24 protein-coding genes and 6 tRNA genes are annotated in these 26,821 nt (G+C 54.2%); 13 read left to right on the plus strand and 17 right to left on the minus strand.

Annotated features, from left to right (window positions below; all coding sequences use genetic code 11):
* Positions 1-27: 27 nt before the first annotated feature.
* The 3 genes from KGP17_RS18950 to KGP17_RS18960 form a co-directional block, all read right to left on the minus strand.
* The gene (locus tag KGP17_RS18950; protein ID WP_021806091.1) at positions 28-552 is read right to left on the minus strand and encodes a cytochrome b; all 525 of its coding nucleotides are present in this window, start codon (positions 550-552) and stop codon (positions 28-30) included.
* A 376-nt stretch (positions 553-928) separates the two neighbouring features.
* Complete coding sequence (gene alaC, locus KGP17_RS18955; RefSeq protein ID WP_021807019.1) at positions 929-2,161, minus strand: alanine transaminase; 1,233 nt, start codon at positions 2,159-2,161, stop codon at positions 929-931.
* A 119-nt stretch (positions 2,162-2,280) separates the two neighbouring features.
* Complete coding sequence (locus KGP17_RS18960) at positions 2,281-2,823, minus strand: GNAT family N-acetyltransferase (RefSeq protein WP_059201424.1); 543 nt, start codon at positions 2,821-2,823, stop codon at positions 2,281-2,283.
* A gap of 169 nt (positions 2,824-2,992) precedes the next feature.
* Between KGP17_RS18960 and KGP17_RS18965 the strand changes: the two genes are divergently transcribed.
* The 3 genes from KGP17_RS18965 to KGP17_RS18975 all read left to right on the plus strand — a co-directional run bounded on the left by KGP17_RS18965 (position 2,993) and on the right by KGP17_RS18975 (position 6,768).
* Positions 2,993-4,237: a DUF1479 domain-containing protein gene (locus KGP17_RS18965; protein ID WP_179249909.1), complete on the plus strand. Its 1,245-nt coding sequence runs from the start codon at positions 2,993-2,995 to the stop codon at positions 4,235-4,237.
* A 108-nt stretch (positions 4,238-4,345) separates the two neighbouring features.
* Positions 4,346-6,037 (plus strand): sensor histidine kinase, encoded by a 1,692-nt coding sequence (locus KGP17_RS18970; protein ID WP_059201425.1) that lies wholly within the window; start codon positions 4,346-4,348, stop codon positions 6,035-6,037.
* Positions 6,034-6,768 carry a LytTR family DNA-binding domain-containing protein gene (locus KGP17_RS18975; protein WP_021807023.1) on the plus strand — a complete coding sequence of 245 codons (735 nt, stop codon included), beginning with the start codon at positions 6,034-6,036 and terminating at the stop codon, positions 6,766-6,768. The genes KGP17_RS18970 and KGP17_RS18975 overlap by 4 nt, the downstream gene beginning before the upstream one ends.
* On the opposite strand, the gene KGP17_RS18980 is transcribed toward KGP17_RS18975, so the two are convergent.
* On the minus strand, positions 6,769-7,110 hold the full coding sequence (locus KGP17_RS18980; protein ID WP_223498154.1) for a DUF2502 domain-containing protein: 342 nt from the start codon (positions 7,108-7,110) through the stop codon (positions 6,769-6,771). It lies immediately after the preceding gene.
* A gap of 384 nt (positions 7,111-7,494) precedes the next feature.
* Between KGP17_RS18980 and KGP17_RS18985 the strand changes: the two genes are divergently transcribed.
* Entirely contained in the window at positions 7,495-8,721 is a 1,227-nt protein-coding gene (locus KGP17_RS18985; protein WP_223498155.1) for an OFA family MFS transporter, read from the plus strand.
* 58 nt (positions 8,722-8,779) lie between these two features.
* On the opposite strand, the gene glk is transcribed toward KGP17_RS18985, so the two are convergent.
* On the minus strand, positions 8,780-9,742 hold the full coding sequence (gene glk, locus KGP17_RS18990; protein WP_021807027.1) for a glucokinase: 963 nt from the start codon (positions 9,740-9,742) through the stop codon (positions 8,780-8,782).
* 332 nt (positions 9,743-10,074) lie between these two features.
* On the opposite strand from glk, the gene KGP17_RS18995 reads away from it, so the two are divergent.
* Positions 10,075-11,322: an ion channel protein gene (locus KGP17_RS18995; protein WP_223498156.1), complete on the plus strand. Its 1,248-nt coding sequence runs from the start codon at positions 10,075-10,077 to the stop codon at positions 11,320-11,322.
* On the opposite strand, the gene KGP17_RS19000 is transcribed toward KGP17_RS18995, so the two are convergent.
* Both KGP17_RS19000 and KGP17_RS19005 read right to left on the minus strand, forming a co-directional pair.
* Positions 11,319-12,011 carry an aspartate/glutamate racemase family protein gene (locus tag KGP17_RS19000; protein WP_223498157.1) on the minus strand — a complete coding sequence of 231 codons (693 nt, stop codon included), beginning with the start codon at positions 12,009-12,011 and terminating at the stop codon, positions 11,319-11,321. The two genes, KGP17_RS18995 and KGP17_RS19000, sit on opposite strands and share 4 nt — an antisense overlap.
* Positions 12,012-12,080: 69 nt before the next feature.
* Positions 12,081-12,539 carry a multidrug/biocide efflux PACE transporter gene (locus tag KGP17_RS19005; protein ID WP_021807030.1) on the minus strand — a complete coding sequence of 153 codons (459 nt, stop codon included), beginning with the start codon at positions 12,537-12,539 and terminating at the stop codon, positions 12,081-12,083.
* 99 nt (positions 12,540-12,638) lie between these two features.
* On the opposite strand from KGP17_RS19005, the gene KGP17_RS19010 reads away from it, so the two are divergent.
* Positions 12,639-13,529, plus strand: a complete 891-nt coding sequence (locus KGP17_RS19010; protein ID WP_094982027.1) for a LysR family transcriptional regulator — start codon at positions 12,639-12,641, stop codon at positions 13,527-13,529.
* Here the strand turns inward: KGP17_RS19010 and KGP17_RS19015 are convergent.
* The gene (locus tag KGP17_RS19015; protein ID WP_223498158.1) at positions 13,505-15,166 is read right to left on the minus strand and encodes an alpha-keto acid decarboxylase family protein; all 1,662 of its coding nucleotides are present in this window, start codon (positions 15,164-15,166) and stop codon (positions 13,505-13,507) included. The two genes, KGP17_RS19010 and KGP17_RS19015, sit on opposite strands and share 25 nt — an antisense overlap.
* A 245-nt stretch (positions 15,167-15,411) precedes the next feature.
* Between KGP17_RS19015 and mgrA the strand changes: the two genes are divergently transcribed.
* The gene (gene mgrA / locus KGP17_RS19020) at positions 15,412-16,401 is read left to right on the plus strand and encodes an L-glyceraldehyde 3-phosphate reductase (RefSeq protein WP_209555389.1); all 990 of its coding nucleotides are present in this window, start codon (positions 15,412-15,414) and stop codon (positions 16,399-16,401) included.
* Between the two features lie 256 nt (positions 16,402-16,657).
* Positions 16,658-17,053, plus strand: a complete 396-nt coding sequence (locus KGP17_RS19025; RefSeq protein WP_021807034.1) for a DUF2502 domain-containing protein — start codon at positions 16,658-16,660, stop codon at positions 17,051-17,053.
* A 243-nt stretch (positions 17,054-17,296) separates the two neighbouring features.
* Here the strand turns inward: KGP17_RS19025 and KGP17_RS19030 are convergent, their stop codons facing one another.
* Entirely contained in the window at positions 17,297-18,535 is a 1,239-nt protein-coding gene (locus KGP17_RS19030; RefSeq protein ID WP_021807035.1) for an Nramp family divalent metal transporter, read from the minus strand.
* 378 nt (positions 18,536-18,913) lie between these two features.
* Between KGP17_RS19030 and KGP17_RS19035 the strand changes: the two genes are divergently transcribed.
* A complete protein-coding gene (locus KGP17_RS19035; RefSeq protein ID WP_021178662.1) occupies positions 18,914-20,101 on the plus strand; it encodes a NupC/NupG family nucleoside CNT transporter in 1,188 nt (395 codons plus the stop codon).
* Positions 20,102-20,239: 138 nt separating this feature from the next.
* Here the strand turns inward: KGP17_RS19035 and KGP17_RS19040 are convergent, their stop codons facing one another.
* From KGP17_RS19040 to gltX, 5 genes are all read right to left on the minus strand, one after another.
* Positions 20,240-20,545, minus strand: coding sequence for a type II toxin-antitoxin system RelE/ParE family toxin (locus KGP17_RS19040; RefSeq protein ID WP_223498159.1), 306 nt, complete (start codon positions 20,543-20,545; stop codon positions 20,240-20,242).
* Between the two features lie 44 nt (positions 20,546-20,589).
* Positions 20,590-20,817 (minus strand): type II toxin-antitoxin system Phd/YefM family antitoxin, encoded by a 228-nt coding sequence (locus tag KGP17_RS19045; protein WP_021178663.1) that lies wholly within the window; start codon positions 20,815-20,817, stop codon positions 20,590-20,592.
* 133 nt (positions 20,818-20,950) lie between these two features.
* Positions 20,951-21,026 (minus strand) — tRNA-Ala (locus tag KGP17_RS19050).
* Between the two features lie 62 nt (positions 21,027-21,088).
* Positions 21,089-21,164, minus strand: a tRNA-Ala gene (locus tag KGP17_RS19055).
* Between the two features lie 220 nt (positions 21,165-21,384).
* Positions 21,385-22,800 (minus strand): glutamate--tRNA ligase, encoded by a 1,416-nt coding sequence (gene gltX / locus KGP17_RS19060; RefSeq protein ID WP_021807037.1) that lies wholly within the window; start codon positions 22,798-22,800, stop codon positions 21,385-21,387.
* A 283-nt stretch (positions 22,801-23,083) separates the two neighbouring features.
* On the opposite strand from gltX, the gene KGP17_RS19065 reads away from it, so the two are divergent.
* The 4 genes from KGP17_RS19065 (at position 23,084) to KGP17_RS19080 (ending at position 23,491) form a co-directional block, all read left to right on the plus strand.
* Positions 23,084-23,159 (plus strand) — tRNA-Val (locus KGP17_RS19065).
* Positions 23,160-23,192: 33 nt separating this feature from the next.
* Positions 23,193-23,268 (plus strand) — tRNA-Val (locus tag KGP17_RS19070).
* A 38-nt stretch (positions 23,269-23,306) separates the two neighbouring features.
* A tRNA-Val gene (locus tag KGP17_RS19075) sits at positions 23,307-23,382 on the plus strand.
* Positions 23,383-23,415: 33 nt separating this feature from the next.
* Positions 23,416-23,491 (plus strand) — tRNA-Lys (locus tag KGP17_RS19080).
* Between the two features lie 323 nt (positions 23,492-23,814).
* Here KGP17_RS19080 and KGP17_RS19085 read toward each other — a convergent pair.
* The 3 genes from KGP17_RS19085 to KGP17_RS19095 all read right to left on the minus strand — a co-directional run bounded on the left by KGP17_RS19085 (position 23,815) and on the right by KGP17_RS19095 (position 26,819).
* Positions 23,815-24,969: an IS481 family transposase gene (locus KGP17_RS19085; protein ID WP_371822047.1), complete on the minus strand. Its 1,155-nt coding sequence runs from the start codon at positions 24,967-24,969 to the stop codon at positions 23,815-23,817.
* Positions 24,970-25,206: 237 nt separating this feature from the next.
* Positions 25,207-25,965, minus strand: coding sequence for a 2,3-dihydro-2,3-dihydroxybenzoate dehydrogenase (dhbA, locus tag KGP17_RS19090; RefSeq protein ID WP_223498160.1), 759 nt, complete (start codon positions 25,963-25,965; stop codon positions 25,207-25,209).
* Complete coding sequence (locus tag KGP17_RS19095) at positions 25,965-26,819, minus strand: isochorismatase (RefSeq protein ID WP_021807039.1); 855 nt, start codon at positions 26,817-26,819, stop codon at positions 25,965-25,967. The genes dhbA and KGP17_RS19095 overlap by 1 nt, the downstream gene beginning before the upstream one ends.
* Positions 26,820-26,821: the final 2 nt, after the last annotated feature.

The following is a 26,821-nucleotide window of genomic DNA, read 5'->3' on the forward strand; positions in this document are numbered from 1 at the left end:
GCCCCTTTGTTGTTTCTGCAGCGCGAACTATTTGCCGGGCATCATCCGGCGCAGGGTGTCGTCACCGCGCACATAGTGATGATAAATGGCGGCCAAGGCATGGATGCCGACGATGAAATACCCCGTGTTTGCCAAGGTTTCGTGCACCATTTTCAGCGTGCGGCGTATGCCCGCGTCAGGCGTGATCCACTGCGGCACCTGCCAGCCCAGCAGCAACCACTGTTTGCCCCCATAGGCCAACGTCAAGAAGCCCAATATCGGCAACGATAAAAACAGCAGATACAGCACCCAATGGAGCATTTTCGCCCCTAGCGCCTGTAGTTTCGGCAAGGCCGGAGTGATCGGTGGAGTAGGATGCCGGTGGCGTAGCCCAAGGCGGATAAACATCAGCACAAATACCGATAGGCCGAAGTTAAAGTGCAGATCCTTCACCAATGCCGCGCTGTCATCCGGCACAGAGTCCTTCAGCAATATGGCACTGTAAGTCAGGATCACCATCACCAGCGTCAGCCAGTGCAGGAGGATTTGTGATTTTGCAAAACGAACGCTCATAGAGACTCCCACTAAATTCGGTATTAGCAGAGCATAGCGGATAACAACTGAAGATAACCTTAAGTAGAAGAAAAATCAGGATGGTGGGTACGTAAACATGCCCCTCACCCTAACCCTAACCCTCTCCCACAGGGAGAGGGGACCGATCGAGTGGGTCTGAAAATACGGTGGCACACCTTGGCTGGGGTGGCGATCGAGTTAGTTTTTGGTTTGCGTAACACCTTATCTTTCTTGTTTTTGCTCCCTACTTTCCGAAGCTGCGCGGACCAACCAAGCGCTCCGGCCAGCTCCCTCTCCCTGTGGGAGAGGGTCGGGGTGAGGGGCAACAGCGATTGCCTAATCTCAGGCAACACATCAGTCCCCTCAAGATGGGGTGTTATTTGGTAGGAGGAGTCGCCGTTTTAGCTGGCTTGATTAATCCATCAGCACGGAACATCGCCTTGATACCGCGCACCGCCTGGCGGATACGATCCTGGTTTTCAATCAAGGCAAAACGCACATGGGTATCGCCGTAATCGCCAAAGCCGATCCCCGGCGATACGCACACTTTAGCCTCCGCCAACAGACGCTTGGCGAACTCCAGCGACCCCAGATGCGCGTAAGGCTCAGGAATTTTTGCCCACACATACATCGAGGCTTTCGGATTCTCTACCATCCAGCCAGCTTCGTGCAGCCCTTTCACCAGCACGTTACGGCGCTGGCGATACTGCTCGGCAATGTCCAACACGCACTGCTGATCGCCTTCCAATGCGGCGATAGCGGCCACCTGCAGCGGCGTAAAGGTGCCGTAGTCGTGGTAGCTTTTAATACGTGCCAATGCGCTAACCAGCTCAGGATTCCCCACCATAAAGCCAATACGCCAGCCGGCCATATTGTAGCTTTTCGACAGGGTGAAGAATTCTACCGCAATGTCTTTGGCTCCCGGCACCTGCATGATCGAAGGCGCTTTCCAGCCGTCATAGACGATATCGGCGTAGGCCAGATCGTGTATCACCAGCACGTCATACTGTTTCGCCAGTGCCACTACCCGCTCAAAGAAATCCAGTTCTACACACTGCGCAGTCGGGTTGGATGGGAAGCCCAGGATCATCATTTTTGGCCGCGGAATACTTTCACGAATGGCGCGCTCTAGCTCACCAAAGAAATCCACGCCGTCCACCAGCGGCACGGAACGCACCTGCGCACCGGCGATCACCGCGCCATAAATATGGATCGGGTAACTTGGATTCGGCACCAGCACCGTATCCCCATGATCGAGCGTTGCCAACATCAGGTGCGCCAGGCCCTCTTTCGAGCCAATAGTCACAATGGCTTCGCTTTCGGGATCGATATCGACCTGATAGCGTTCCTGATACCAGTGCGAAATAGCACGGCGTAGGCGCGGAATACCGCGAGAGGTTGAGTAGCCATGTGTATCATCACGCTGGGCTACGGTACAGAGTTTCTCTACGATATGCGGCGGCGTCGGGCCATCCGGGTTACCCATGCTGAAATCGATAATATCTTCCCCGCGACGGCGTGCAGCCATCTTCAGTTCAGAGGTGATATTAAACACATAAGGGGGCAGGCGTTCGATGCGCGTGAAACGGCGCGGGTTGTTATCAGACATAGTTACCTCGAAGAGACGTTAGCGCCCGGACCATCCGAGCGACGTTGGCCACAGAATGGCCGAACATCGAACATAACTCAGGCTTGTCAGGCTGTCGAGCCCCTCGCATAACAATTTTTTTACCGTTCGGCAGCCGCAAATTCCGTCGCCAACAACCCCAACCGCCAGTCATTACACCACCGGTCCGCCAGGCGGAAATTGTCACGCAGCGTCCCTTCCAGTTGAAAACCACAGCTCTCCAACAGACCCCGTGAGGCTAAATTCCCCTCTGTCACCGTGGCATACACTTTGTGAAACCCGCAGGCATTGAAGGCAAAGTCCAAGATCACAGGCAGCGACTCTTTGCCATAACCTTTCCCCTGCCCTTCCGGCAGGCTGCCAAAGCCCACTTCGGCCTGCTGGCAAGGGGACCACTCAGGGCGAAACCCGGTCATTCCCACCGCTTGACCGCTGCTTTTTTCTCTCATCACCAGGCATAGCCAGCGATCGCAATGCTTATCCCATGCGGGCAAGCGTGCTTCGAAACGTTCGCGGATCTCGTGTTCCGGCAGCGGATCGGCAATGTAACGGATCACCTGGGGATCCTGGAACAGACGTAGGAATAACGGCCAGTCATCCGCGGTAAGCGATGTCAGCAGCAAGCGAGGTGTTTCTAATTTCATCAGGAAAATCTCCGAAAAACGAAAAAGAGGAAGTTACGAATGAAAGATATCCCTTTATTTTCCCCTATTAAATACAGATAATCATTAACCAGGTTACAACAAAACAGCAACTTTATAACGCTACCCTACCACTAACATCCTCGCCCACCGGCGGGCCAAGGAGAACACCATGGCTTCATTACTCATCGATGATATTCCTGCCGCAATAAAAAGCGTCAAGCAGCAGTTACGCCAGGCTCTACCCAACTATCGCGAAGTCTTCCTGGAACTGGAAGACAATATTCGCCAGCAGGTGGAGCAAATCCGTCAGGAACTGGCCAACGGCCAGGACCCGGTGCCGCAGGTGGACGCCGAAGATATTCTGCAACAACGCGTTACCGAACAACAAATTGCCCTGATTAAACAGCGCGGCGTGTGCGCTATTCGAGGCGTATTCCCACGCAGCAAAGCCGAGGCCTGGAATCAGGAGATTGGCGACTATCTCGAACGCAATAACTTCGTCGAGCGGTTAAAAAATGCCGCCGAAGATAACTACTTTGGCAAACTGGCCGCCAGTAAGCCACAGATCTACGGCATTTACTGGTCGAAGCCTCAGGTCGAGGCTCGTCAAGATCAGCGCATGCATGCGGTGCAGGTGTTCCTCAACAGCCTGTGGGCAACCGAGAGCAACGGCAAACAGCACTTTGACCCAACGCGCGTTGCTACCTATGCCGATCGTACCCGCCGTCGTCCGCCAAACTCTTCTTCACTGGGCCTTTCTCCGCATGTGGATAGCGGCACCATCGAACGCTGGTTGGATGAGAATTTCCGCTACGTCTATCGTCACGTGTTCTCCGGCAACTGGCAGCAATACGATCCCTTTGCCGCCGATGGCCGCACCGAAGTGCGCGAGATCGCCTCACCGGCGGTTTGTTCCATGTTCCGCACTTTCCAGGGCTGGACAGCGCTGACGCCGCAACGTACCCATGCAGGAACGCTGAACGTAGTACCGATCGCCAACGCCATGGCCTATATCCTGCTGCGCGCCCTGCAAGACGATGTGGCGGATGACGATCTGTGTGGGGCCGCCCCAGGCCGGGCGTTATCAATCTCGGAACAGTGGCATCCCCTTTTATTAAGTGGGTTATCCCCTATTCCCGATCTGGAGCCGGGAGATACGGTATTCTGGCACTGTGACGTGATCCATTCGGTAGAAAACGAGCATAACGGCGAGTTCGACAGCAACGTGATGTACATTGCCGCCGCGCCGGGTTGCGAGAAGAACGATGCCTATCTGCAACGGCAGTTGCCAAGCTTCCTGTCAGGTAAAAGCCCGGTGGATTTTGCTGCAGATGATTTCGAAGTGGATTTCATTGGCCGCGCCACCGTTGAGCTGCTGACGCCGCTCGGCAAGGAACAGTTGGGGTTTAAATAACCCTGATGACCGCGGTGTGCTCCGGCCACCGCGGTCATTGCCACGCTGTGATATACTGTGGTCTCCCGTTCGTCGCAGTGAGCCGCCGTTGTGCACCCTGTTTTTGAAATGTTGTTAGCGGTATTCGATCGTGCCGCCCTGATGTTGATCTGCCTGTTTTTCCTCACCCGCACCCGGCTGTTTCGCCAGCTGTTGCAAAAGGAAGATCATACTCCGCTGGAACTGGCCGCAGTCACGGCCATCTTCTCTCTGTTCGCCCTGTTCAGTACCTATTCTGGCATCAATGTCGAAGGCTCTCTGGTTAACGTACGGGTGATCGCCATCATGGCCGGGGGGATCCTGTTTGGCCCCTGGGTTGGCATCATTACCGGCATTATCGCCGGATTGCACCGCTATCTGATCGATATCGACGGTATCACCTCGGTTCCCTGCCTGATCACCAGCATTATTGCCGGGATCGGCGCCGGTTATATCAACCTGAAGGTGAAGAAAGGCCAGCGCTGGCGTGCCGGGATCTTGGGGGGCATGCTATGCGAATCACTCACCATGCTGCTGATCGTTGTCTGGGCCAAACCCACCGAACTCGGGCTGGATATCGTGTCTAAAATTGCCCTGCCGATGATCCTCGGCACGGTGTGTATCGGCCTGATCGTGCTGCTGGTGCAAAGCGTCGAAGACGAAAAAGAGGTGATTGCGGCACGGCAGGCCAAGCTGGCGCTGGATATTGCCCGCAAAACGCTGCCCTATTTCCGTAATATCAATAGCGAATCGCTGGCCACCATTTGCGAAATTATCCGCCACGATATTAATGCAGATGCGGTCGCCATCACCGATACCCAACATGTGCTGGCCTACGTTGGCGTGGGAGCAGAACATTACCCACTCGGGCGCGCAGGGCTGAGCCGAGTCACGCTGGAAAGCATCCAGCAGGGCAAAATCATCATCAAAAACAACCTCGAGAACCAGACCGCACCGCAGATCCATTCCCAACTGGTGATCCCGCTATGGGAAAAAGGTGAGGTGACCGGGGCGCTGAAAATTTACTACTGCCATGCCCATCAGATCACTAATACGCTGAAGGTGATGGCGGTTGGCCTATCGCAGATTATCTCCACCCAGATGGAGGTTTCGCGCATCGAGCATCTGCGCCAAATGGCGGACAAGGCCGAAATGCGCGCGCTACAAAGCAAAATCAATCCGCATTTCCTGTTTAATGCGCTGAACGCCATCTCGTCGTCGATCCGGCTAAATCAGGATACCGCCCGCCAGTTGATCATCAACCTGTCGCGTTACCTGCGCTATAACCTGGAACTGAACGACGAACTGATCGATATCCGTAAGGAACTGCATCAGATCCAGGACTATATCGCCATCGAGCAGGCGCGCTTCGGCAGTAAGCTGACGGTGATTTATGACATCGACGACGATATTGCCGTACGCATCCCTAGCTTGCTGATCCAGCCGCTGGTGGAAAATGCCATCGTGCACGGTATTCAACCCTGTAAAGGGAAAGGCGTGGTGGTGATCGCGGTGAAAGATCGGGGCGATCGCGTCAGGATTTCGGTGAAAGATACTGGCAACGGCATCGATCCGCTGGTGATCGAACGCGTTGAACGCAATGAAATGCCTGGCCACAATATCGGCCTGCTCAACGTGCACCACCGGGTTTCCCTGCTGTACGGTGAAGGATTACGCATCCGACGGCTGGAGCCGGGAACGGAGATCGCCTTCTACGTCACCAAAAACGGCAATAAACTGCATAGCGAAAACAGCCCACAACCTGCCGGGGAACAACTATGAAAGCCATCATTGTGGAAGATGAGTTTCTCGCCCAGCAAGAGCTGACTTATCTGATTAACAAACACAGCAATATCACCATCGAAGCCACCTTTGAAGACGGCTTGGACGTGCTGAAATATCTGCAAACCCATCAGGTTGACGCCATTTTCCTCGATATCAATATTCCGTCGTTAGACGGCGTATTGTTGGCACAGAACATCAGCAAGTTTGCGCATCGTCCGTCAATCGTGTTTATCACTGCCTATAAAGAGCATGCGGTGGAGGCGTTTGAGATCGAGGCGTTCGACTATATCCTCAAGCCGTATCATGAGGCACGCATCATCACCATGCTGCAAAAGCTGGAGGCATTGCATAACCGACCAGCGCAGACGCCAGAGCCTAGCGCACCGGCGAATCGTACCAGCCACAGCATTAACCTGATCAAAGACGAGCGCATCATCGTCACGGACATCAACGACATCTACTACGCCGCCGCCGATGAGAAAGTCACGCGGGTGTATACCCGGCGCGAAGAGTTTGTAATGCCGATGAATATCACCGAGTTTTACCAGCGGCTGCCGGAAGAGTTTTTCTTCCGCTGCCACCGTTCGTATTGCGTCAATCTATCCAAGATCCGGGAAATCGTTCCCTGGTTCAACAACACCTATATTCTGCGGCTGAGCGATCTGGATTTTGAAGTCCCGGTCAGCCGCAGCAAGGTCAAAGCGTTTCGCCAACTGATGCGGTTATAGTTACCAACGTGGGCCTCGCGGGCCGTGTTCCCGTTGGTAATAGCGTGGCGGTGGTGGTGGTGGCATGCGGTAATAACGTGGGCCATCACGCCATTCACGACGTGGGGGGCCGTAGTAAACCGCCCTTGGCGGTGGGCCGTAATATCCGCGTGGGCCATAATGCTCGTGCCACCAGCGCGGTTCACGCCAGCGATAACCATCCCAGTAATGGCCACGGTCATCACGATCGCCAATATGCAGCGACATTCCAGGCACATTGATGCCGACAGAAATATCCGCATGGCTCACCGCAGGCAATGAAAGCGGCAACAACGCAGCCAATAACAACAGCACTTTTTTCATCAGGTCTCTCCCAGAGCATGGAACGGGTCCATTTACCGATCACAGTAGTTCCGCACCGGTACGTTCTCTATAGGACGAAAGCCCAATTACGCCTTTCAGGCATATCCTTCACAATTACCACACAGTTTGCCGCAGCGCTTTGGCCATCTTTCTGACATATCTTTGATGTAGATCACGCCCGGCAGGCCGCATTCCAACGGCTTTTTAGCCCTTATTCGGCAACTCATGCAGCGATAACGGCATTTCATTCCTCGGCAGCGGCAGTTCATTCCCGATCCGCCATTGGCAACGATCGCCCCCTTTATAATAAGCCCATACCGCAGGGCTCTGGTTGCCTTGCTAATTTTGCCAATGGGCAACGCCAATACAGGAAGGAGACCGGCCATGAACAGCAAACCGGCAAATCGCAGCTTAATCGTTCTCGGCACCATCATCTGCCAGATGGGCCTCGGCACTATCTATACCTGGAGCCTGTTCAACCAGCCGCTGGTAGACAAGTTCCACTGGGGCCTTGGCGATGTCGCTACTACCTTCTCGATCACCAGCTTCTTCCTGGCCTTCGCCACGCTGTTCGCCGGTAAGCTGCAAGAACGTTTTGGTATTCGTAATCTGACGCTGGTTTCCGGCGTGCTGGTCGGCCTAGGGTTGATTGCCAGTGCCCACGTGCAATCGCTGGATATGATTTATCTGTTAGCGGGCGTGGTGGTCGGTTTTGCGGTGGGTATCGCTTACATCTCTACCCTGTCCAACCTGATCAAATGGTTCCCGGACAACAAGGGGCTGATTTCCGGCATCTCCGTCGGGGCGTTCGGCAGCGGCAGCCTGTTGTTCAAATACGTTAACGCCGCCCTGATTAGCGGTGCCGGTGTCTCTGCCGCCTTCTTCTACTGGGGCGTGATCGTGATGGCGCTGATTGTGCTGGGTTCCATGTTGCTCAAAGAACCGGTACAGGTTTACCAACAGGCTAACCACGGTACGCTGGGCAACGATTACACCGTGCGCCAGATGCTGGCCAGCAAAGAGGCCTATATGCTGTTCGTGATTTTCTTCGCGGCCTGCATGAGCGGCTTGTATCTGATTGGTATCGTTAAAGACATGGGCGTACAGCTGGCCGGGATGGATTTGGCCACCGCCGCCAACACCGTTTCCGCCGTAGCAATCTTCAATACCGCAGGCCGCATCATTCTAGGCACCCTGTCCGATAAAGTAGGTCGTATGCGCGTCATCAGCTTCACCATGCTGGTCACTATTCTGGCGATTGCCGCACTGAGCTTCCTGACGCTGAGCCATACGCTGTTCTTTATCTGCGTCGGCGCGGTCGCCTTCTGTTTCGGTGGCAACATTACCGTCTTCCCGGCGATTGTCGGTGACTTCTTCGGCCTGAAAAACCACAGCAAAAACTACGGCATCATTTATCAGGGCTTTGGTCTGGGCGCGCTGGCTGGGTCGTTTGTGGCCAACCACTTCGGCGGCTTCCACGCGACTTTCATGGTGATGGGTGTGCTGTCGGTGATTTCACTGCTGATTACCCTGTTTATCAAAGCGCCGAAAGCGGTTGAGCAGGAAGAAGAGTCTCACGCAGAGCCTGTGTTGGCCAAAGCCAACGGCTAAGAGGCGAGTAAAAAAAAGGGCGCTGCCAAACCGGTAGCGCCTTTTTTTATTGTGTTGATTACAGATGCATACCCAGCGTCTGCCGCAGATGAGCGCCAGCCCCCAGCAGCCCCGGTTGGGAATGGGTGATCATAAACACCGGAATTTCTCGCACGTAGTCTTTAAAGCGGCCCTTGTCTTCAAAAGCAGCGCGGAATCCGGAGGCCTTGAAGAACTCCATAAAGCGCGGCACGATGCCCCCGGCGATATACACCCCGCCAAACGTCCCCAGATTCAACGCCAGGTTGCCGCCAAACCGACCCATGATCACGCAGAACAGGGACAGGGCACGGCGGCAATCGGTACAGCTGTCCGCCAGCGCGCGCTCGGTGATATCTTTGGGTTGCAGCTTCTCCGGCAGGCGCTTGTCTGCCTTGACGATGGCACGGTACAGATTCACCAGCCCAGGGCCAGACAGCACGCGTTCCGCAGAGACGTGCCCCACTTCGCCACGCAGCACCTCCAGGATGATGTCCTCCTCTTCACTGTTCGGTGCAAAATCTACGTGACCACCTTCACCCGGCAAACTCACCCAACGACGGTTTACGTGTACCAGGTGTGATACCCCCAGCCCCGTACCCGCACCGTAAACGGCAATCGGTCTATCCTTTTGCGCTTTGCCCCCGCCAAACTGCAACACGTCATCTTCGGACAGCATCGGAATCGCCATCGAAACCGCAGTAAAATCGTTAATCACTTCCAGGTGCTTTAAGCCCAGGTTCTCTTTCATCGCTTTGATGGAGAAGGCCCAGGTGTGATTGGTCATGGCGACCCAATCCTCGGTTACCGGGCAGGCGATGGCGATACAGGCATCCTGAACCTCCAGTTGCAGCTCGGCCAGGTATTGGCGGATCACCGCTTCCAGGCTATCGAACTCCAGACCAGAATAGGTTTTCGCCTGGGCGATCTCGCCCGTCTCGACAGTGCACAGCGCCAGGCGGGCATTGGTGCCGCCAACATCACCTACGAGGGCATAGGTCATCGGTGTTTCTCCCTAAAATGAAAAATGCGAAATTGGGTACACTGTAAAATCACGCCGCCCAAACAACAATCGGCATTCTGCGGCCCGCTGCTCAATAGCGATCCAGATCACAAAAAACGTTTCAGCCAGACCCTATTTCACCGATTTATACCGTCGGTTACAGATTGGTGCAAAAAACATGAGATGAAAGCGATCGCGTGCGGCTACCATTAGCGAAATCGCTCCGTTGGAGCTATATACTATGCAAACCATTTCTCTGAGGCCTGGCGATTCTGCTGGCTTTACTCTCTGTTTTCCCTGCCAATCAGGGACGTGACAACAAGGGATCCCGCATGCTGCATCCGCGCGCCAATGCTATGTTGGCCTTCGCCCTGCCCGCGATCGTTATCGGTTCCGCCTCCAGCCTGATCCTTATCTTGCTGATGGAAAGTGCCAACGTGCTGCAGAATTGGCTGTGGGTTCGCCTCCCGGAGCTGCTCAATATCGATAGCCATTCCCCTTGGTGGACCATCGGCATGCTTACACTGGCCGGTATCGCCGTTGGGTTAATCGTACGCTTCGTGCCGGGCCATGCCGGGCCAGATCCGGCTACCGAGTCGCTGATTGGTATGCCTTTGCCGCTGGCCGCCGTACCGGGGTTGGCATTAGCCTTGATGGTGGGCCTGGCGGGTGGCGTCAGTTTGGGGCCGGAAAACCCGATCACCGCCATCAATATTGCCCTGGTGGTCGCACTGGGTGCCAGGTTATTGCCAAAGGTGCCGAAGATGGATTGGATCATCCTCGCCGCCGCTGGCACGATTGGCGCAATGTTTGGTACACCGGTTGCCGCCGCTCTGATTTTCTCGCAAACGCTAGGGGGAAATAACGAAGTCCCCTTGTGGGATCGGCTGTTTGCCCCGCTGATGGCCGCTGCCGCCGGTGCCGTCACTACCCAGATGTTCTTTACCCCGAACTTTACCCTACAGCTTGATGCTTACAATGTGACCCGGCTACGCGATATCTTCAGCGGCTCGGTGGTCGCGCTGATCGCTATTGCCCTGGGGATGGTGGCGATCTGGTGCTTCCCACGCATGCACCACATGTTCCATTCGCTGAAAAACCCGGTATTGATGCTCGGGCTAGGTGGCCTGCTGCTAGGTATCCTTGGGGTCATTGGCGGAGATATCACCCTATTCAAAGGATTGGATGAGATGAAACTGTTGGTGGTCGACGGCAGTTTCACCACCAGCCAACTGCTGGTGATCACTCTGACCAAGCTGGCCGCCCTGGTGGTCGCAGCGGCGTGCGGATTCCGCGGCGGGCGTATTTTCCCGGCGGTATTTATCGGCGTCGCGCTGGGGTTGATGTTGCATCAGCATGTCCCGGCGGTTCCGGCAGCGATCACCGTTTCCTGTGCCATTATGGGGTTGGTGCTGGTGGTAACTCGCGACGGCTGGCTGAGCCTGTTTATGGCCGTAGCGGTGGTGCCAGAGCTGCACCTGTTACCGATACTGTGTATTGTAATGTTGCCCGCCTGGTTGATGCTGGCGGGCAAACCTTTGATGCTGGTAGTAAAATACCAGCCTCCACATGAAGACTAGGCCAGAGCATACTCGGCAGCGGCATGCGCATGAATGGCCGTGGTGTCGAATACCGGCACGGCGGCATCTTGTGCGCTAACCAACAGGCCGATTTCAGTGCAGCCAAAGATGATCCCCTCGGCGCCCTGCTGTTCCAGCTTGGCAATAATCCGGCGATATTCATTGCGTGAAGTATCAACGATTTTGCCCAGGCACAGCTCTTCATAAATGATGCGGTGTACGATATCGCGATCGGCAGCATCCGGCGTGACTACGTCGATAGCAAATTTGTCCTGCAAACGCCCACGGTAAAAATCCTGTTCCATGGTAAAGCGCGTGCCGAGCAAGCCGATACGGTGGATATTTTGCTGGCGTACCTGCAATGCTGTGGCATCGGCAATATGGATCAGCGGCAGGCCGCTGGCCTGTTCCACCGCATCAGCTACCTTATGCATAGTGTTGGTACAAATCACAATGGCCTCGGCACCAGCAGCACGCAGCGAAGCGGCGGCCGCTGCCAGCAAACGACCAGCGCCTTCCCAATCACCTTGGTGCTGCAAGCGCTCCACTTCATGAAAATCCACGCTGTAGAGCACGATTTTGGCTGAATGCAGGCCACCAAGCCGCTGTTTCACCTGCTCGTTGATCATTCGGTAATAGGGGATGGTGGATTCCCAACTCATCCCGCCCAATAATCCCAACACTTTCATTCAGTTCTCCTTGGCTGTGACTCACTATCAACCAGACATTACCCGAGAACGACCTGACTGACGAAGCAATTATTTGCTGTGCGAACTGCTAACCTTCGCCTGGCGCGGCTCAAACCAACGCTGGCGCAGGGTATCGTAGACCCAGTTATACGCCATGGTATAAGGCAGGAAGAACAGGAAGAAACCGATCTCCAGCACAAAAGCCTGCCACAACGAAATATTGAGCATAAAGGCGGCTATCGGCAGACCAATCAGTACAAACCCGGCTTCAAAGCCAAAGGCGTGGCCAATACGCACTTTCAGCGTTCTGACCACTCGGCTCACCGGCCACAGCCGATCAAAGATCGAGTTATAGACGATGTTCCACAGCATGGCGACGGTAGATAACATGACCGCCAGCGCCCCGACCTGCGCCATCGAGCGGTTAAGCAGCCACGCCCCCAAAGGGGCACAGATCATCACGGCGATAGCTTCGAACCCCACGGCGTGAACGATACGTTCAACCAACGACTTGTTTTGCAACTGCATACTTCACCTGTTTTGTGACCGTTATTGAAAATGTCAGGTGATTATCATCGGTTTTTTGCGTAGATTAAAAATAGGTTCCATCGATAAAGTAGATACATCATGCGCTATTCCCCAGAAGCCCTACTGGCCTTTGTTGAGGCTGCCGCGTTAGGCTCGTTTTCTGCTGCCGCACGCAGACTGCGCAAAAGCCAGTCCACCATCAGCACCGCCATTGCCAATCTGGAGGCGGACCTTGGGCTGACGCTGTTCGATCGCCAGGCGCGCCAGCCTGTATTGACGGAAGCTGGCCGCAAGGTGCTGGGCCACGTGCAGGAAATCCTCGCAGCCAGCGAGCGACTCGATGCGCTGAGCATCCGCTTGGGGGACAATATCGAACCGCGGCTAACCATCGTATTTTCCGATACCTATCAACCCAACCATCACGATAACCTGCTGAAACATTTCGAGCGGCGTTATCAGGATATTGAGCTGGAATGCATGATCGCCGAAGGGGAGGATGTACTGGATCTGCTACAGACTGGCCGCGCTCACCTGGGGATGCTGGCGGTACAACCCACCTACCCCCCCGAGATCGCCGTCGCCAGGCTGCCAGAGCAGACTGAAATGGGGGTGTTTGTTGCTCATGACCATCCGCTGACCCGTCTCCCGGCCCTGACACAGGCCCACCTTGCCAGCAGCCGCCAACTTTACCTCAACACCTATACCAGTAACAACGCAACCAAACCGCGCGGGCGAACCTGGTCGGCGCCCAGTTATCTGATGCTGTTGGAGATGGCGGAACAAGGGGCGGGTTGGGCGATACTACCGCACTGGCTGGTCAAACAGTACGGGCGGCAACGTCTGACTGAGCTGAAAATGCGTGGCTGGCCGCAAACCATCTCGGTCGATGCCGTATGGTCCAAGCTTACCCCGCCGGGGCCGGCGGGGCTGTGGTTATTGGATCGCTTACTGGAAAACGCCGCCGATCAAGCCGCCGCATTACGCAATTGAATAGCCCGCGACACGCAATCGAGCAGTTCAGGTATGTCCATTTTCGGCAACACTACCTCGATAAAGGCCAGTTGATCGCTACCACCGACCTCACCAAGCGCCGCACGCAACTGCTCAGGTTCGGTGACACGCAGGCATTTCAACTGACGATCGAGCGAAAAAGCCTGCGATAACCGCGTCCAATTCCATTGCGCGATATCGTTATAGCGCTGTTCTGGCCCGTGGATGGCTCGCTCGATGGTGTAACCGTCATTATTCAGCAGCAAAATCACTGGCTTTTGCCCATCGCGCAACATGCTGCCCAACTCCTGCACGGTAAGCTGAGCGGCTCCATCGCCAATCAATAATATAACCCGACGCTGAGGCTCAGCAGTCTGCGCGCCAAATGCAGCCGGTAAGGTATAGCCGATCGAACCCCATAAGGACTGTACGATAAACCGGCACCCCTGCGGCAGCGTCAACGATGCCGCGCCAAAGCAGGCGGTGCCCTGCTCAGCAATCAGGATATCTCCCGGCTGCAAGAAGTCTTGGATTTGCCGCCAGAAACCATGTTGATCCAGACCGCTGGCACTCGGCTCCGGCAATGCTGGCCGTTTTATCGACGGTAACGGCCACTTGCTGGCTAACGATAACGTCAGTTGGTGCAGAGCCTTCACGGCTTCGCGCATAGGGATTTGGCTGAATACCTGCTGGCCAACCCGCGCCTCGAACGGTTGGATATCGATGCATTTATCCACGGACAGATTATGGCTAAAACCGGCAGTGATGGTATCGGTGAAGCGCACCCCGACGTTAATCACCACATCAGCTCCCTCAATCTGCTGCTTGACCAGTGGATCGCTGGCGGCGGCGGCATAAGTTCCGGTGAAGCAGGCATGAGTTTCATCCAACACGCTTTTGCCTAACAACATTGTTGAATGGGGAATATTGACCTCATTCATCCATTGTTCCAGCACGAGTTCGGCACCGAAGCGTTCGGCCAGAAAATCCGCCAGCAGGGAAACCCGATGGGCGGCCTGCAGTTTTGCCCGTGCGGCAGCGATAAATGCCTGTAGGGAAACGTCGGACAGATTGGGTTGACGCAACACCAAAGGTGCCGGACGCGAAGCCAACGGCGCTTCAGCAACGTCACTTGGTAACAGCAGGTACACCGGGCGGCGCTCGTAGAGTGCGGTGGTCAATAGGCGATCGATTTCCGCTTCCGCATTGCTGGCCGTCAGGCTGGCCTGGGCGATGGTTACCTCTTTCGCCATACGAGCAAAATGGCCGAAGTCCCCATCCCCCAACGAATGGTGCAGCAAATCCCCGGCACGCTGTGCTCGCAAAGCCGGGGCGCCAACAATGTGGATCACCGGTAGGTACTCGGCATAGCTGCCGGCAATGCCGTTTATCGCACTTAATTCACCCACACCAAAGGTGGTCAACAGTGCCGCGGCTGGCTTACAGCGGGCATAACCATCGGCAGCATAGGCGGCGTTTAGCTCGTTGGCGCAGCCTACCCAGGTTATCTGCTGATGATCAATAACATGATCGAGAAACTGCAGGTTGTAATCTCCCGGTACGCCAAAAAAGTGGCGAATGCCAATCTGGGCTAACCGATCGAGAAAGTAATCTGCCACCGTATAGCTCTTGCTCATGATCATCACCTAGGTAACGGAAGAATGGTTAGCATTAAGTATTAGAGATTTAGCCGAAATCTCGAACTTTATCACCAGAGATGAACTGGAAACTCTGCTTTACATCTACGCACCAGCAGCATGCAGCAGGGATCATCCATAAGCAGTTTGAATAAATGGCGAACAATTAGCGTGATCTCACACTCTGACAACCCATGTGGAAGCGCATACACTGAATACCCTTCCCCGCTGTCGATGAGGATCTTATGGTTTATCAAGCTGAGTCTGCCCGCTACCAGAATATGGAATATCGCCGTTGCGGACGCAGCGGGCTGCAACTTCCGGCCGTTTCACTCGGTATGTGGCACAACTTTGGCGATAGCACGCTGTATGACAACGCACGCAATCTGGTGCATCGTGCCTTCGATCTTGGCATTACCCACTTCGATCTGGCCAATAACTACGGGCCACCGCCGGGTTCTGCCGAAGAGAATTTCGGCCGTATTCTGCATCAGGATCTCCAGCCTTATCGCGATGAGCTGATTATCTCCTCCAAGGCGGGCTACACCATGTGGCCTGGCCCCTACGGTGACTGGGGATCGAAGAAATACCTGATCGCCAGCCTCAATCAAAGCCTGCAGCGCATGCGGCTCGACTATGTGGATATCTTCTACCATCACCGCCCTGACCCGGATACGCCGCTGGAAGAAACCATGGCGGCGTTGGATTTGATAGTCCGCCAAGGGAAAGCGCTGTATGTCGGATTATCGAATTACCCGGCCGAACGGGCGCGGCAGGCATTTGCCATTCTGCAGCAGCTTGGCACTCCTTGTGTGATCCACCAGCCAAAGTACTCGATGTTTGAACGCTGGGTCGAACCCGAGTTGCTGGATACGCTGGAAGAACATGGCGTAGGGTCCATCGCCTTTTCGCCGCTGGCCGGAGGCATACTGACAGATCGCTATTTGCAAGGCATTCCGCCTGATTCCCGCGCAGCGAGCGGTAGCCGATCCCTCACTCCCGAACAGATTACCGAAACGAAACTGCAAAAGGTTCGCCAACTGAACGCGCTAGCAGAGCAGCGTGGCCAAAAACTTTCGCAGATGGCGCTAGCCTGGGTGTTGCGTAACGATCGCGTCACTTCCGTTTTGATCGGTGCTAGCAAAGTCAGCCAGATTGAAGATGCGGTCGGTATGTTGGCCAACCGTAAATTCAGCGCAGAAGAGATCGCCAAGATAGAGCAGATCCTGATGTAATCGCTTACAAGCCGCCGGTAGGGTATCGGCGGTTTTCTCACCGTTCTCCTCAGATAACTCCCAATCCCCGGTGTTCTCCATGGCTTTCAGAATTTGCCCAAAGGCGCGGTCGCCCCACGGCGTTAACATCTCTCAGATAAATACCTCAGGGATTTTACGCACAGCGTTAAAGAGCGAGGGATAACAACCGTTTGCATGGCCAAAACCTATACCGATGAACGTGCTTCATTATCGGTATTCGGCCAAGGGAGCCTAAATGTTTAAACCTCTGTTTACCGCAGCCATTCTGGCGGCGCTTTTCATGCCCATCGCCCACATCGCCCATGCCAGCAGCGTCAATATTGATTTGCTGCCGGGGGTATCGCTGCAGATTGGTGACCAGGACAAACGCGGCAATTACTGGGACGGTTACGATTGGCGCGATCGCGATTGGTGGCATGGCCATCAGGGGCGTGATTTAGGGGAGCGCAGCCGCCGTGGCTACTATTGGGATGGCTATCGCTGGCGGGACCGCGATTACTGGCATAAAAATTATTACTACCATGATGGCCGCTACCGCAAGGCTGATAAATATTATTACAAACAGTATAAAAAGCAGCACCATAAGAATAAGCATCATCACAAAAACCATCATCACGATCATGATGATTGACCCCTCACCCCAACCCTCTCCCACAGGGAGAGGGAGCTGTCTGGAGCTTTTGATTAGCTCGTACTGCTTCGGAAAGTGATGTAAGAAGAAGAAAGGCTGGGTAAAGGATGCTAAGTGTTCAACATGCCCCCGGTCTATACACTCCCACAGGGCGAGGGAGCTGTTCGGCATAGTAATCAGGTGCAGAAGTCAGTCTGTAGCACGTTTAACCCCTCTACATAAGCTAGGGTGAGAGGAACGATCCTAAAGCAAGTTACTGATCAGCAGATAACCGTTGAGCCCAACCACCACCAACACAATCAGTTTACCGAGATTCTGGATTAGACGACCGTTGACCATATCCCCCATCAGTTCACGGTTGCCGGTAAACGCCAGCAGCGGCACCAACGCCAGGGCGATACCAAAGCTCAGCAGCACCTGGCTCAAAACAAGGATACGCGTCGCATCCATCCCCATCATGATGACAATAAACGATGGCATCATGGTGACCACCCGCCGTACCCAGATAGGGATATAGAAGCGGACAAAGCCCTGCATCACCACCTGCCCCGCCAAAGTGCCTACCACGGTAGAAGAAAGACCTGCTGCAACCAGGCTCAGGCCAAAAATGGTGGCCGCCGCATTGCCGAGCAACGGCTGCAACGTCAGGTAAGCTTGGTCAAGATCGGTAATGCCGCTGTGGCCGTTGAAATGGAATGCGGCAGCGGCGGTGGCCATCATCGCCAGGTTAACAAAACCGGCAATGGTCATGGCGATCGCCACGTCCAGCTTGGTGGCCGAATAACGTTCGGCTTTAGAGTCTTTACCGGCAGTCTGCGTCAGCGAGGAGTGCAAATAAATCACATGCGGCATGATGGTTGCCCCTAACACCCCCGCAGCAAGAAACACCGCGTCACCATTCGGCAAATCCGGGATCGCCATCCCTCTAATCAACCCGCTCAACTGCGGCTGAGAAAATACCAGCTCCACGATATAGGCCATTGCCACAAACAGCAGCAGGCCGCCAATCACCAGTTCCAGCGGCTTTTGCCCGCGTTTTTGCAGCATCAGGATCAGGAAGGTGGCAATGCCGGTGAGGACTGCCCCCTGCAACAACGTTACTCCCAGCAGCAGTTTGAAACCGATCGCGGCACCGATAAACTCGGCCAAGTCAGTGGCCATCGCGATAATCTCCGCCTGCACCCAATAAGCCCAGACGGCCGGGCGCGGGAAGCGATCGCGGATATGCTCAGCAAGGTTTTTACCGGTAGCGATGCCGAGTTTGGCAGACAGCAATTGGATCAGCATCGCCATGACGTTGGCCCATACCACCACCCACAGCAGCGTGTAACCAAAAGAAGCGCCAGCTTGAATATTAGTGGCAAAATTACCGGGGTCGATATAGCCGATGGCGGCGATAAAGGCAGGCCCCATCAGAGAAAGTTTGATCTTTCTGGACGGGCGGCTGGAGGAAGTATTGTTAACCGCGCGACTGTTCAGCATAGCGAAAACCCTTACTAATTTAGCTCACCTTCATCTTTACTTAAGTGATAATGATTATCAAGTGCATTTGCAGCGATAATGGTTATCTCTGCGATAGCCAAAAACGAAGGTTTTATCGAACAGATCGCATGAAATCCTGGCGTTTCCATCTACTCTAGATCACAAGGTTCAGAGCGGATCACGCTTGATAATAAAAATAGCACAAAAATGCCACGAACACGCATATTTATTAACATCTTGATCTTTGGTGCTTTGCCGTCATAGATTAGGACTATCTCCACTATGATTTTCCATATTTGCTATGAATGTCTCGTTTTTAAACTTGGCGTTACATAAAATGACAACCGAAATTCAGCCTGCCTCAAATTTGGAGCAAACATGTCCCATATTGCGCACTTTGCGTTAGCGTTAGTGGTGGTTGCAATCCTGGCCCTGTTAGTGTGCCGCGATCGTAAAAACATCCGCATCCGCTATGTTATTCAGTTGTTGGTTATTGAAGTGTTACTGGCCTATTTCTTCCTGAACTCGGAAGCAGGTTTAGGCTTTGTAAAAGGCTTTGCAGCAATGTTCGACAAGTTGCTCGGGTTTGCGGGGCAAGGGACTGATTTTGTGTTCGGCGGGATGGGTGACAAAGGTCTGGCCTTCTTCTTCCTGAAGGTGCTGTGCCCAATCGTGTTCATCTCTGCCCTGATCGGTATTCTGCAATACATCAAAGTGCTGCCGTTTATCATCCGCATCATCGGGACCGTGCTGTCTAAAGTGAACGGTATGGGTAAACTGGAATCCTTCAACGCCGTCAGTTCGTTGATCCTGGGCCAGTCTGAGAACTTCATTGCCTACAAAGATGTGCTGGGCAAGATGTCAGAAAAACGCATGTACACCATGGCCGCTACCGCGATGTCGACAGTTTCCATGTCCATCGTTGGCGCATACATGACCATGCTGGATGCCAAGTATGTCGTGGCGGCACTGGTACTGAACATGTTCAGCACCTTTATCGTCCTGTCACTGGTCAACCCTTATGACACCAGTAAAGAAGAAGAGCTGCACCTCGGCAATCTGCACGAAGGCCAAAGCTTCTTTGAAATGCTGGGTGAATACATTCTGGCAGGCTTCAAGGTGGCGATTATCGTTGCCGCGATGCTGATTGGCTTTATCGCCCTGATTGCCGCGCTTAACGGCCTGTTCAGCGCCATCTTCGGCCTGAGCTTCCAGGAAATCCTGGGTTACTTCTTCTATCCATTTGCCTGGGTCCTTGGCGTGCCTAAGCATGAAGCGTTACAGGTTGGCAGCATCATGGCGACCAAGCTGGTTTCCAACGAATTCGTTGCCATGATGGAACTGCAGAAAATCGGTGCTGAGCTGTCTCCACGCAGCATGGGTATCCTGTCCGTGTTCCTGGTGTCCTTCGCCAACTTCTCTTCTATCGGTATCGTAGCCGGTGCGATTAAAGGGTTGAACGAGCATCAGGGCAACGTGGTTTCACGTTTCGGCCTTAAGCTGGTTTACGGCTCTACCCTGGTTAGCCTGCTGTCAGCGGCCATCACAGGCTTGGTTCTGGGCTAACAGCTTTAGAATCGACAAGTTCTAGTCTTAAGACGCCCGATGAAGTTTATCGGGCGTTTTTTATTTGATGCCGATAAAGCATGCGATTCTATTTTTTGAGGAGGACATAGTTATTGCTGGCATGACGCTCAGAAAATCTTACTGCCATTCAAGTATGCGGTTGAAAAGTAAGCTTGCAATGTCTTGCTTTTGGGACAACATCGCGTGGACGTAAATCCGCGTATCCTCTTTGCCAAACGTGGTGCTATAGAGCACTCGGTATCCGTCAGCTGTATTACATTCCCGGTATTTAGCGCACCCAAGAGCTAGCAATTCATCACAGACAGGACTTCCTTCAGGAAAAACACCGGTTTTCTCTTCAAACTCAACCAATGCTCTTTTTATAACCGTTTTCGGGTCAATCTGGTGAGAGCGCAAAAAATACGCGATGGTTTGCATCGTCATTTTCGCGGTCCCTGAATAAATGAAAGTTACCGCTTTCGCAGTCATCAGAGTGAATCCAAGATTTGTTCACGGGAGAAGGTTCGCCCTAGCTCAATATCTTTCTCAGACAGCGTCATAAGCTTGAGCAAAGCAATACTTTCATCCCTGCGCATACGATCTCCGTAGGACTCGATAACATAAGCAGGAAGACCGTTTTGCGTCACAATCAAAGGTTCCGACAGATCGAGCTTGGCGGCATTTTGTTTCAGATAGCTGATAGTTTCTGTTTTCATAATGTCTCCAGCAGTAAATTATTGCCAGTAAAAGACCAAATATAGTCTATATAAAAACTGATAACAACAATTCAGTCCAGAGGTAAAGCCTTAGAATGCAAAAAGCCGACCCTTGGGTCGGCTTTTCAAATGGTGGTGGAGCTAGACGGGATCGAACCGTCGACCTCTTGCATGCCATGCAAGCGCTCTCCCAGCTGAGCTATAGCCCCACAAAAGTGGTACGCGTTAACCGTGCGTTACGGTATTCCCCAACCTTCCTGAGATAAAAGGTTGGTGGAGCTAGACGGGATCGAACCGTCGACCTCTTGCATGCCATGCAAGCGCTCTCCCAGCTGAGCTATAGCCCCAATCCACAATCACGAAATCCTGTGAACGGGGCGCATGATATGAAACCCCAGAAACCCTGTCAACGGCTAAATTGAATTCCTCGATCAAGCGCTGAAAAAGCCGCCAAATCAGCGCGTTTAATGCTAAAAAACCGCCGCTTTGGGTACAAAATAAACCGGCAAGAAAAAAGCCCCGCGAATCGCTTCGCAGGGCTTTGTCGGTTTAGCGGGCAACTAACGGTCAGGCTTGCGCTTCGCGCTCGGCAATATAAGCCAACGCCTGATCAATACGCTTGAGGGAGCGAGCCTGGCCGATAGCATGTACGGTAACGTCCATGCCTGGTGACTGGCCAGCGCCAGTGACCGCGACGCGCAGTGGCATCCCTACTTTGCCCATACCCACGCCCAGTTCGTCTGCAGTGCCCTGAATGGCGTCGTGCACGTTCTCTGGCGTCCAGTTGGTAATAGCGGCCAATTTGGCGCGTACGGCTTCCAGCGGCTGGCGTGCGACCGGACGCAGGTGTTTCTTCGCCGCATCGGCGTCAAACTCGTTGAAGTCCTGGTAGAAGTAATGGCAAGACTCCGCCATCTCCTTGAGGGTTTTACAACGCTCGCCCAGCAGTTTGACCAGATCTTTCAATTCTGGACCGTTGCGGGTTTCAATCCCCTGCTGCTCAACATGCCATGCCAGATAGACCGCCACTTCTTCCGCTGGCATATGGTTAATGTAGTGATGGTTCAACCACTGCAGTTTTTCGGTGTTGAAGGCGCTGGCGGATTTGTTGATCGCATCCAGAGTGAAGAACTCTTTCATCTCATCAATAGAGAAGATTTCCTGATCGCCATGGGACCAGCCCAGACGCACCAGATAGTTCAACAACGCCTGCGGCAGGTAGCCGTCATCACGGTATTGCATCACGCCAACGGCACCGTGGCGTTTAGACAGCTTTTTGCCGTCATCACCCAGGATCATCGACACGTGAGCATATTCCGGCACCGGTGCCCCCAGCGCTTTCAGGATGTTGATCTGGCGCGGCGTGTTGTTAATATGGTCTTCACCACGGATCACGTGGGTGATTTCCATATCCCAGTCATCGATCACTACGCAGAAGTTATAGGTTGGCGCACCGTCGGTACGGCGAATGATCAGATCGTCCAGCTCCTGGTTGCTGAATTCGATCGGGCCACGGATTTTATCGTCGAAGATGACCGAACCTTCCTGCGGGTTACGAAAACGCACTACGTGTGGCTCATCGGCAGTGTGGCTGCACTGGCTATCGCGGCAATGGCCGTCATAGCGTGGCTTCTCGCCGTTTTCCATTTGCTTCTCGCGCAGCGCTTCCAGGCGTTCTTTCGAGCAATAGCACTTATAGGCCGTTCCCTGTTGCAGCATGTCATCAATCACCGCGTTGTAGCGATCGAAACGCTTGGTCTGGAAGTACGGGCCTTCATCCCAATCCAGGTTTAACCAGTTCATGCCATCCATAATTGCGTCGATAGCTTCCTGGGTTGAACGTTCGAGATCGGTATCTTCGATACGCAATACAAACTCACCGCCGAAATGGCGGCTGAACAACCAGGAATAGAGCGCAGTACGGGCGCCGCCGACGTGCAGATAGCCGGTCGGGCTTGGGGCGAAACGGGTTTTGATTTTCATTGGGTTCACTGCCTTATTACGCAACGCGTGTCAGCGGAGTGCCGACGATTGCTCGGAATGTAAAATAGTGGACGACATTCTACCACTCCATGCTAATTCCTCAACGCCGACGCGCTATCGGCCACTACGCTTTGCGGCCCACTACGCAGGATACTGTGCAAAGAATCGTCCTGGTCGGCGATAAATATCGCATCCTGTCTAAATTTGCGGCGAACGATTGAAATCATTTTAAAAACCGTTGACTCACTTTCAACTATCCCTATAATGCGACTCCAACAAGACGGGGTGATTAGCTCAGTTGGTAGAGCATCTCCTTTACACGGAGGGGGTCGGCGGTTCGAGCCCGTCATCACCCACCATCTTGTTAACGCAGTAAAAAATGAGAACAATGAGGGTGATTAGCTCAGTTGGTAGAGCATCTCCTTTACACGGAGGGGGTCGGCGGTTCGAGCCCGTCATCACCCACCATCATTCTCTCATTGGGTAGTATCTGGAAGTCCTGAAGTGGGTGATTAGCTCAGTTGGTAGAGCATCTCCTTTACACGGAGGGGGTCGGCGGTTCGAGCCCGTCATCACCCACCATTTCAGTTTCAGAAAGCAGTAAACCACATTCGTGGGTCGTTAGCTCAGTTGGTAGAGCAGTTGACTTTTAATCAATTGGTCGCAGGTTCGAATCCTGCACGACCCACCACCATTTAGAAAAAGGCGCCTTTAGGCGCCTTTTTCGCATATGTGCTCCCCACAACAGTGCCATCTCCTTCACCACATACGCAAAGAAGGGTCGTGTGGGTGAGAACCTGCGTTCAGGTTCGAGTCTCGCTTGCGAGACAACGGCGGCGGCCGGTCATCCTGCACGACCCACCGTACAGGTGCCAAATGCTCGCCCCCTGCTACTCTTTTGACCTACCTGGCAACCGCCCCCTTAGCCCACGGTGATGTCCCCTCACCCTAACCCTCTCCCTGTACAGACCGGGGACATGGTAGACAGGTGTTCAAGGACATGGTGAACACTTTTTAACATCCTTTACCCATGATGATCGACCTATTTTTCAGGTCGATCATCCCCACTTTCGTGCTGTACCACCATATCTCGTAGTAGCCCTCTCTCTCACTTTCCTTCAGCCCGACATATTCACCGATAAAGGCCTTGCCCACTTTCAGACCCATCCCTTTCAGGCTTAGTTTTCCACTGACATCCACTTTCCTGACCAGGACCCCCTCGTCATACTCGGCTGCCGCCGGATTGCCATTGTACTGTCGCGATGAAGGCTGATAACGGGACGCTGGCACCGCCATTGACAGGGCTTCGTGTGGGCGTTCCAGGTTGTAGGTATCTCGCCAGGCGTCGAACACCTCCTGCAACTGCGCGGCATGGGTAAACCACCGTCCCTGCAGGAGCTCTGCCTTCAGGCTGCGGTGGAAGCGCTCCAGCTTACCCTGAGTCTGAGGATGATAAGGCCGAGAGTGACCCACCCGGATACCCTGACGCATCAGCCACAGTTCCAGCGCGGTCCAACTGCCCGTCGTGTCGCCCCAGGGGGCACCATTATCCATGGTCATTCTCTCCGGCAAGCCATAACGTTCGAACACCGCTATCAACTGTGACTGCACGGTGACACGTCGCTCGTCCGGGCAGTGCGCCAGACAGAGCGAGAAGCGCGAATGGTCATCCAGCAAGGTCAGCGGATGACAACGCCCTTCGGCGAAGGGGAAGTGGCCTTTAAAGTCCATCTGCCAGAGTCGGTTCGGGGCGTTATGTTCAAAGCGTCCGACGGTGGGCGCCGGTGACGGACCGCCCGGTAGCAGGTCATGGCGGCGCATGAGGTTATGCACGGTGCTGGCGGCCGGTAACGTATGCCCCTGCATCTCGAGCCACCGCTTGAGCTTGCGTGCGCCCCACATCGGATGGGCCAGGTGTGCAGCGCGGAGATGTTGGACAACGGTGTCAGAGGTTCTGCTGGGGGAATGGTGTGGCACTCGAGAACGTTCGTTCAGACCGGCGCGCCCATCAGAGTGCCAGCGATGTAACCACTTGTATGCGGTAGCAGGCGCTATGCCGAACTGACGGCATAGCGCACGGATATTAGCGCCTTCTTGCGAGGCGAAAAGCACAAACTCGGTACGTAATGACATGGCAGATCTCTCATCCCACGGCATAAGCAACTCCACTCAGAAGTACTCATACCTATGTTGTAAGTGTCTACCATGTCCCCGAACAAGTGTTCATGATGTCCCCGGTCTGTACACTCCCACAGGGAGAGGGAACAGTCCGTGCTACCGGTTATTCCGCCATTAACCTAGCCGCCGCAAAGAAATAAATACTTTAAAGGCAATTAGTTACTAACTATCAAAAACAAAAAGGGAGCCCAACTCGGCTCCCTACGGTTTTAACGCATTGGCAATAACTCAAGCCGCCAACGTCGCCCCACCATCGATCACAATATCCTGCATCGTGATATGGCTAGCCCGGTCAGACGCCAGAAACAGGATCGCATCGGCAATTTCCTGCGGCTGGGCAATCTTGCCCAACGGGATCCCCAACTTAAACTGGTCGGGGAAACCCTTGATCATATTGCTTTCTCCGTGTTCATCCTGCCACATCCCGCGCAGCATCGGGGTATTGGTCGAACCGGGGGAAACCAGGTTACTGCGTACACCATAAGGCGCCATTTCCAACCCCACGGTTTGGCACAGGCTGCGCATAGCGGCCTTGGAGGCGCAGTAGGCCGACATGCCAACACGTGGCACATGGGCCGCGTTAGAGGCAATGCTCACGATGGCCCCCTGCTTCTGACGGCGGAACACCGGCAAGGTATGACGGAACAGGTTAAAGGCACCACCGGCGTTCACCGCCATACAGGCCAGCCAGTCCGCATTGCTGGTTTCATCGGTGAGCCCCATGCGCAGAACGCCAGCCCCATTGACCAACACGTCCAACCGCTCATGTTCCGCCAATAAACGCTGACAAACGCTCTCTACCGCATCGGCATCAGTGATATCCAGCACCTCGGTGCGGAACGGATAGTCCAGATCGCCAAAATGCAGATCGAAGCCGATAACCTCGGCCCCACTCTGTGCAAACGCCAATGCGGTTTGATAACCAATCCCCGCCCCGGCACCGGTCACCCAAACGCGTTTACCACTAAATTCCTGTTCTCTACCCATCAGGATTTCCTCTCGGAAAGCAACGCCCACCAGCTATCGATCGTCGGTGATTTGGCCAGCGCGATAAAATCGATATCTTCACGAATTTTACGCCAGCGGGTTGCCAACTCCATGATACGCACCGAGTCCAGACCGTAATCGATCAAGTTTTCATCATTGCCGATGTCTTCGCTATCTTCATCGAGCAATGGGATAATTTGCTGGCGCAACGCATCGATGCTGGCAATACCAGGGAGCAGATCGGCGGTAGTCACCACCCGACCACAGCGCCCGGCGGTATAACGCAGGGCCATCAGGTGTTCCTCACGGGAGAAGTCCGCCAGACCGTCGGCCACCATAAACGGCTTGATGTTACGCATAAAGGCGTCGATAGCCGTGGTCATACAGCCAATATGCGCGTAGACGCCACAGATAATCAGCTGATCGCGCCCACTTTCTTGCAGGATCTCTTGCAGCGGCGAGCGGTGGAACGCGCTGTAACGCCACTTCACCAACACCGTGTCGTCAGCATCCGGCGCCAATTCGCTGACCACCGCCTGCTGCTCTGGATGCTTGTTCAGCCCCGGCCCCCACATATCATTCAACAAGGCACGGTCTTCATCACTTTGCTGGTTAGGCTGCGCGGTATAAAACACCGGGATACCCTGCTGCTTGCAGTAGCGGCGCAGAGCGGCGATGTTCTCGACCACCTGTTTGATCAGCGGGCTATCTTCACCCCAGAAATTGAGGAAATATTGCTGCATGTCGTGGATCAGCAGTGCTGCGCGCTGTGGCTCGAAGGCCCAGTTAACCTTGTTAACCGGCAGTTCGCTCGGCGTTGGCAACGCATAATCGTTAAGTTTAGGGATCGCCATGA

This window comes from Serratia sp. JSRIV001, from assembly GCF_019968745.1.
GTDB lineage: Bacteria > Pseudomonadota > Gammaproteobacteria > Enterobacterales > Enterobacteriaceae > Chania > Chania fonticola_B.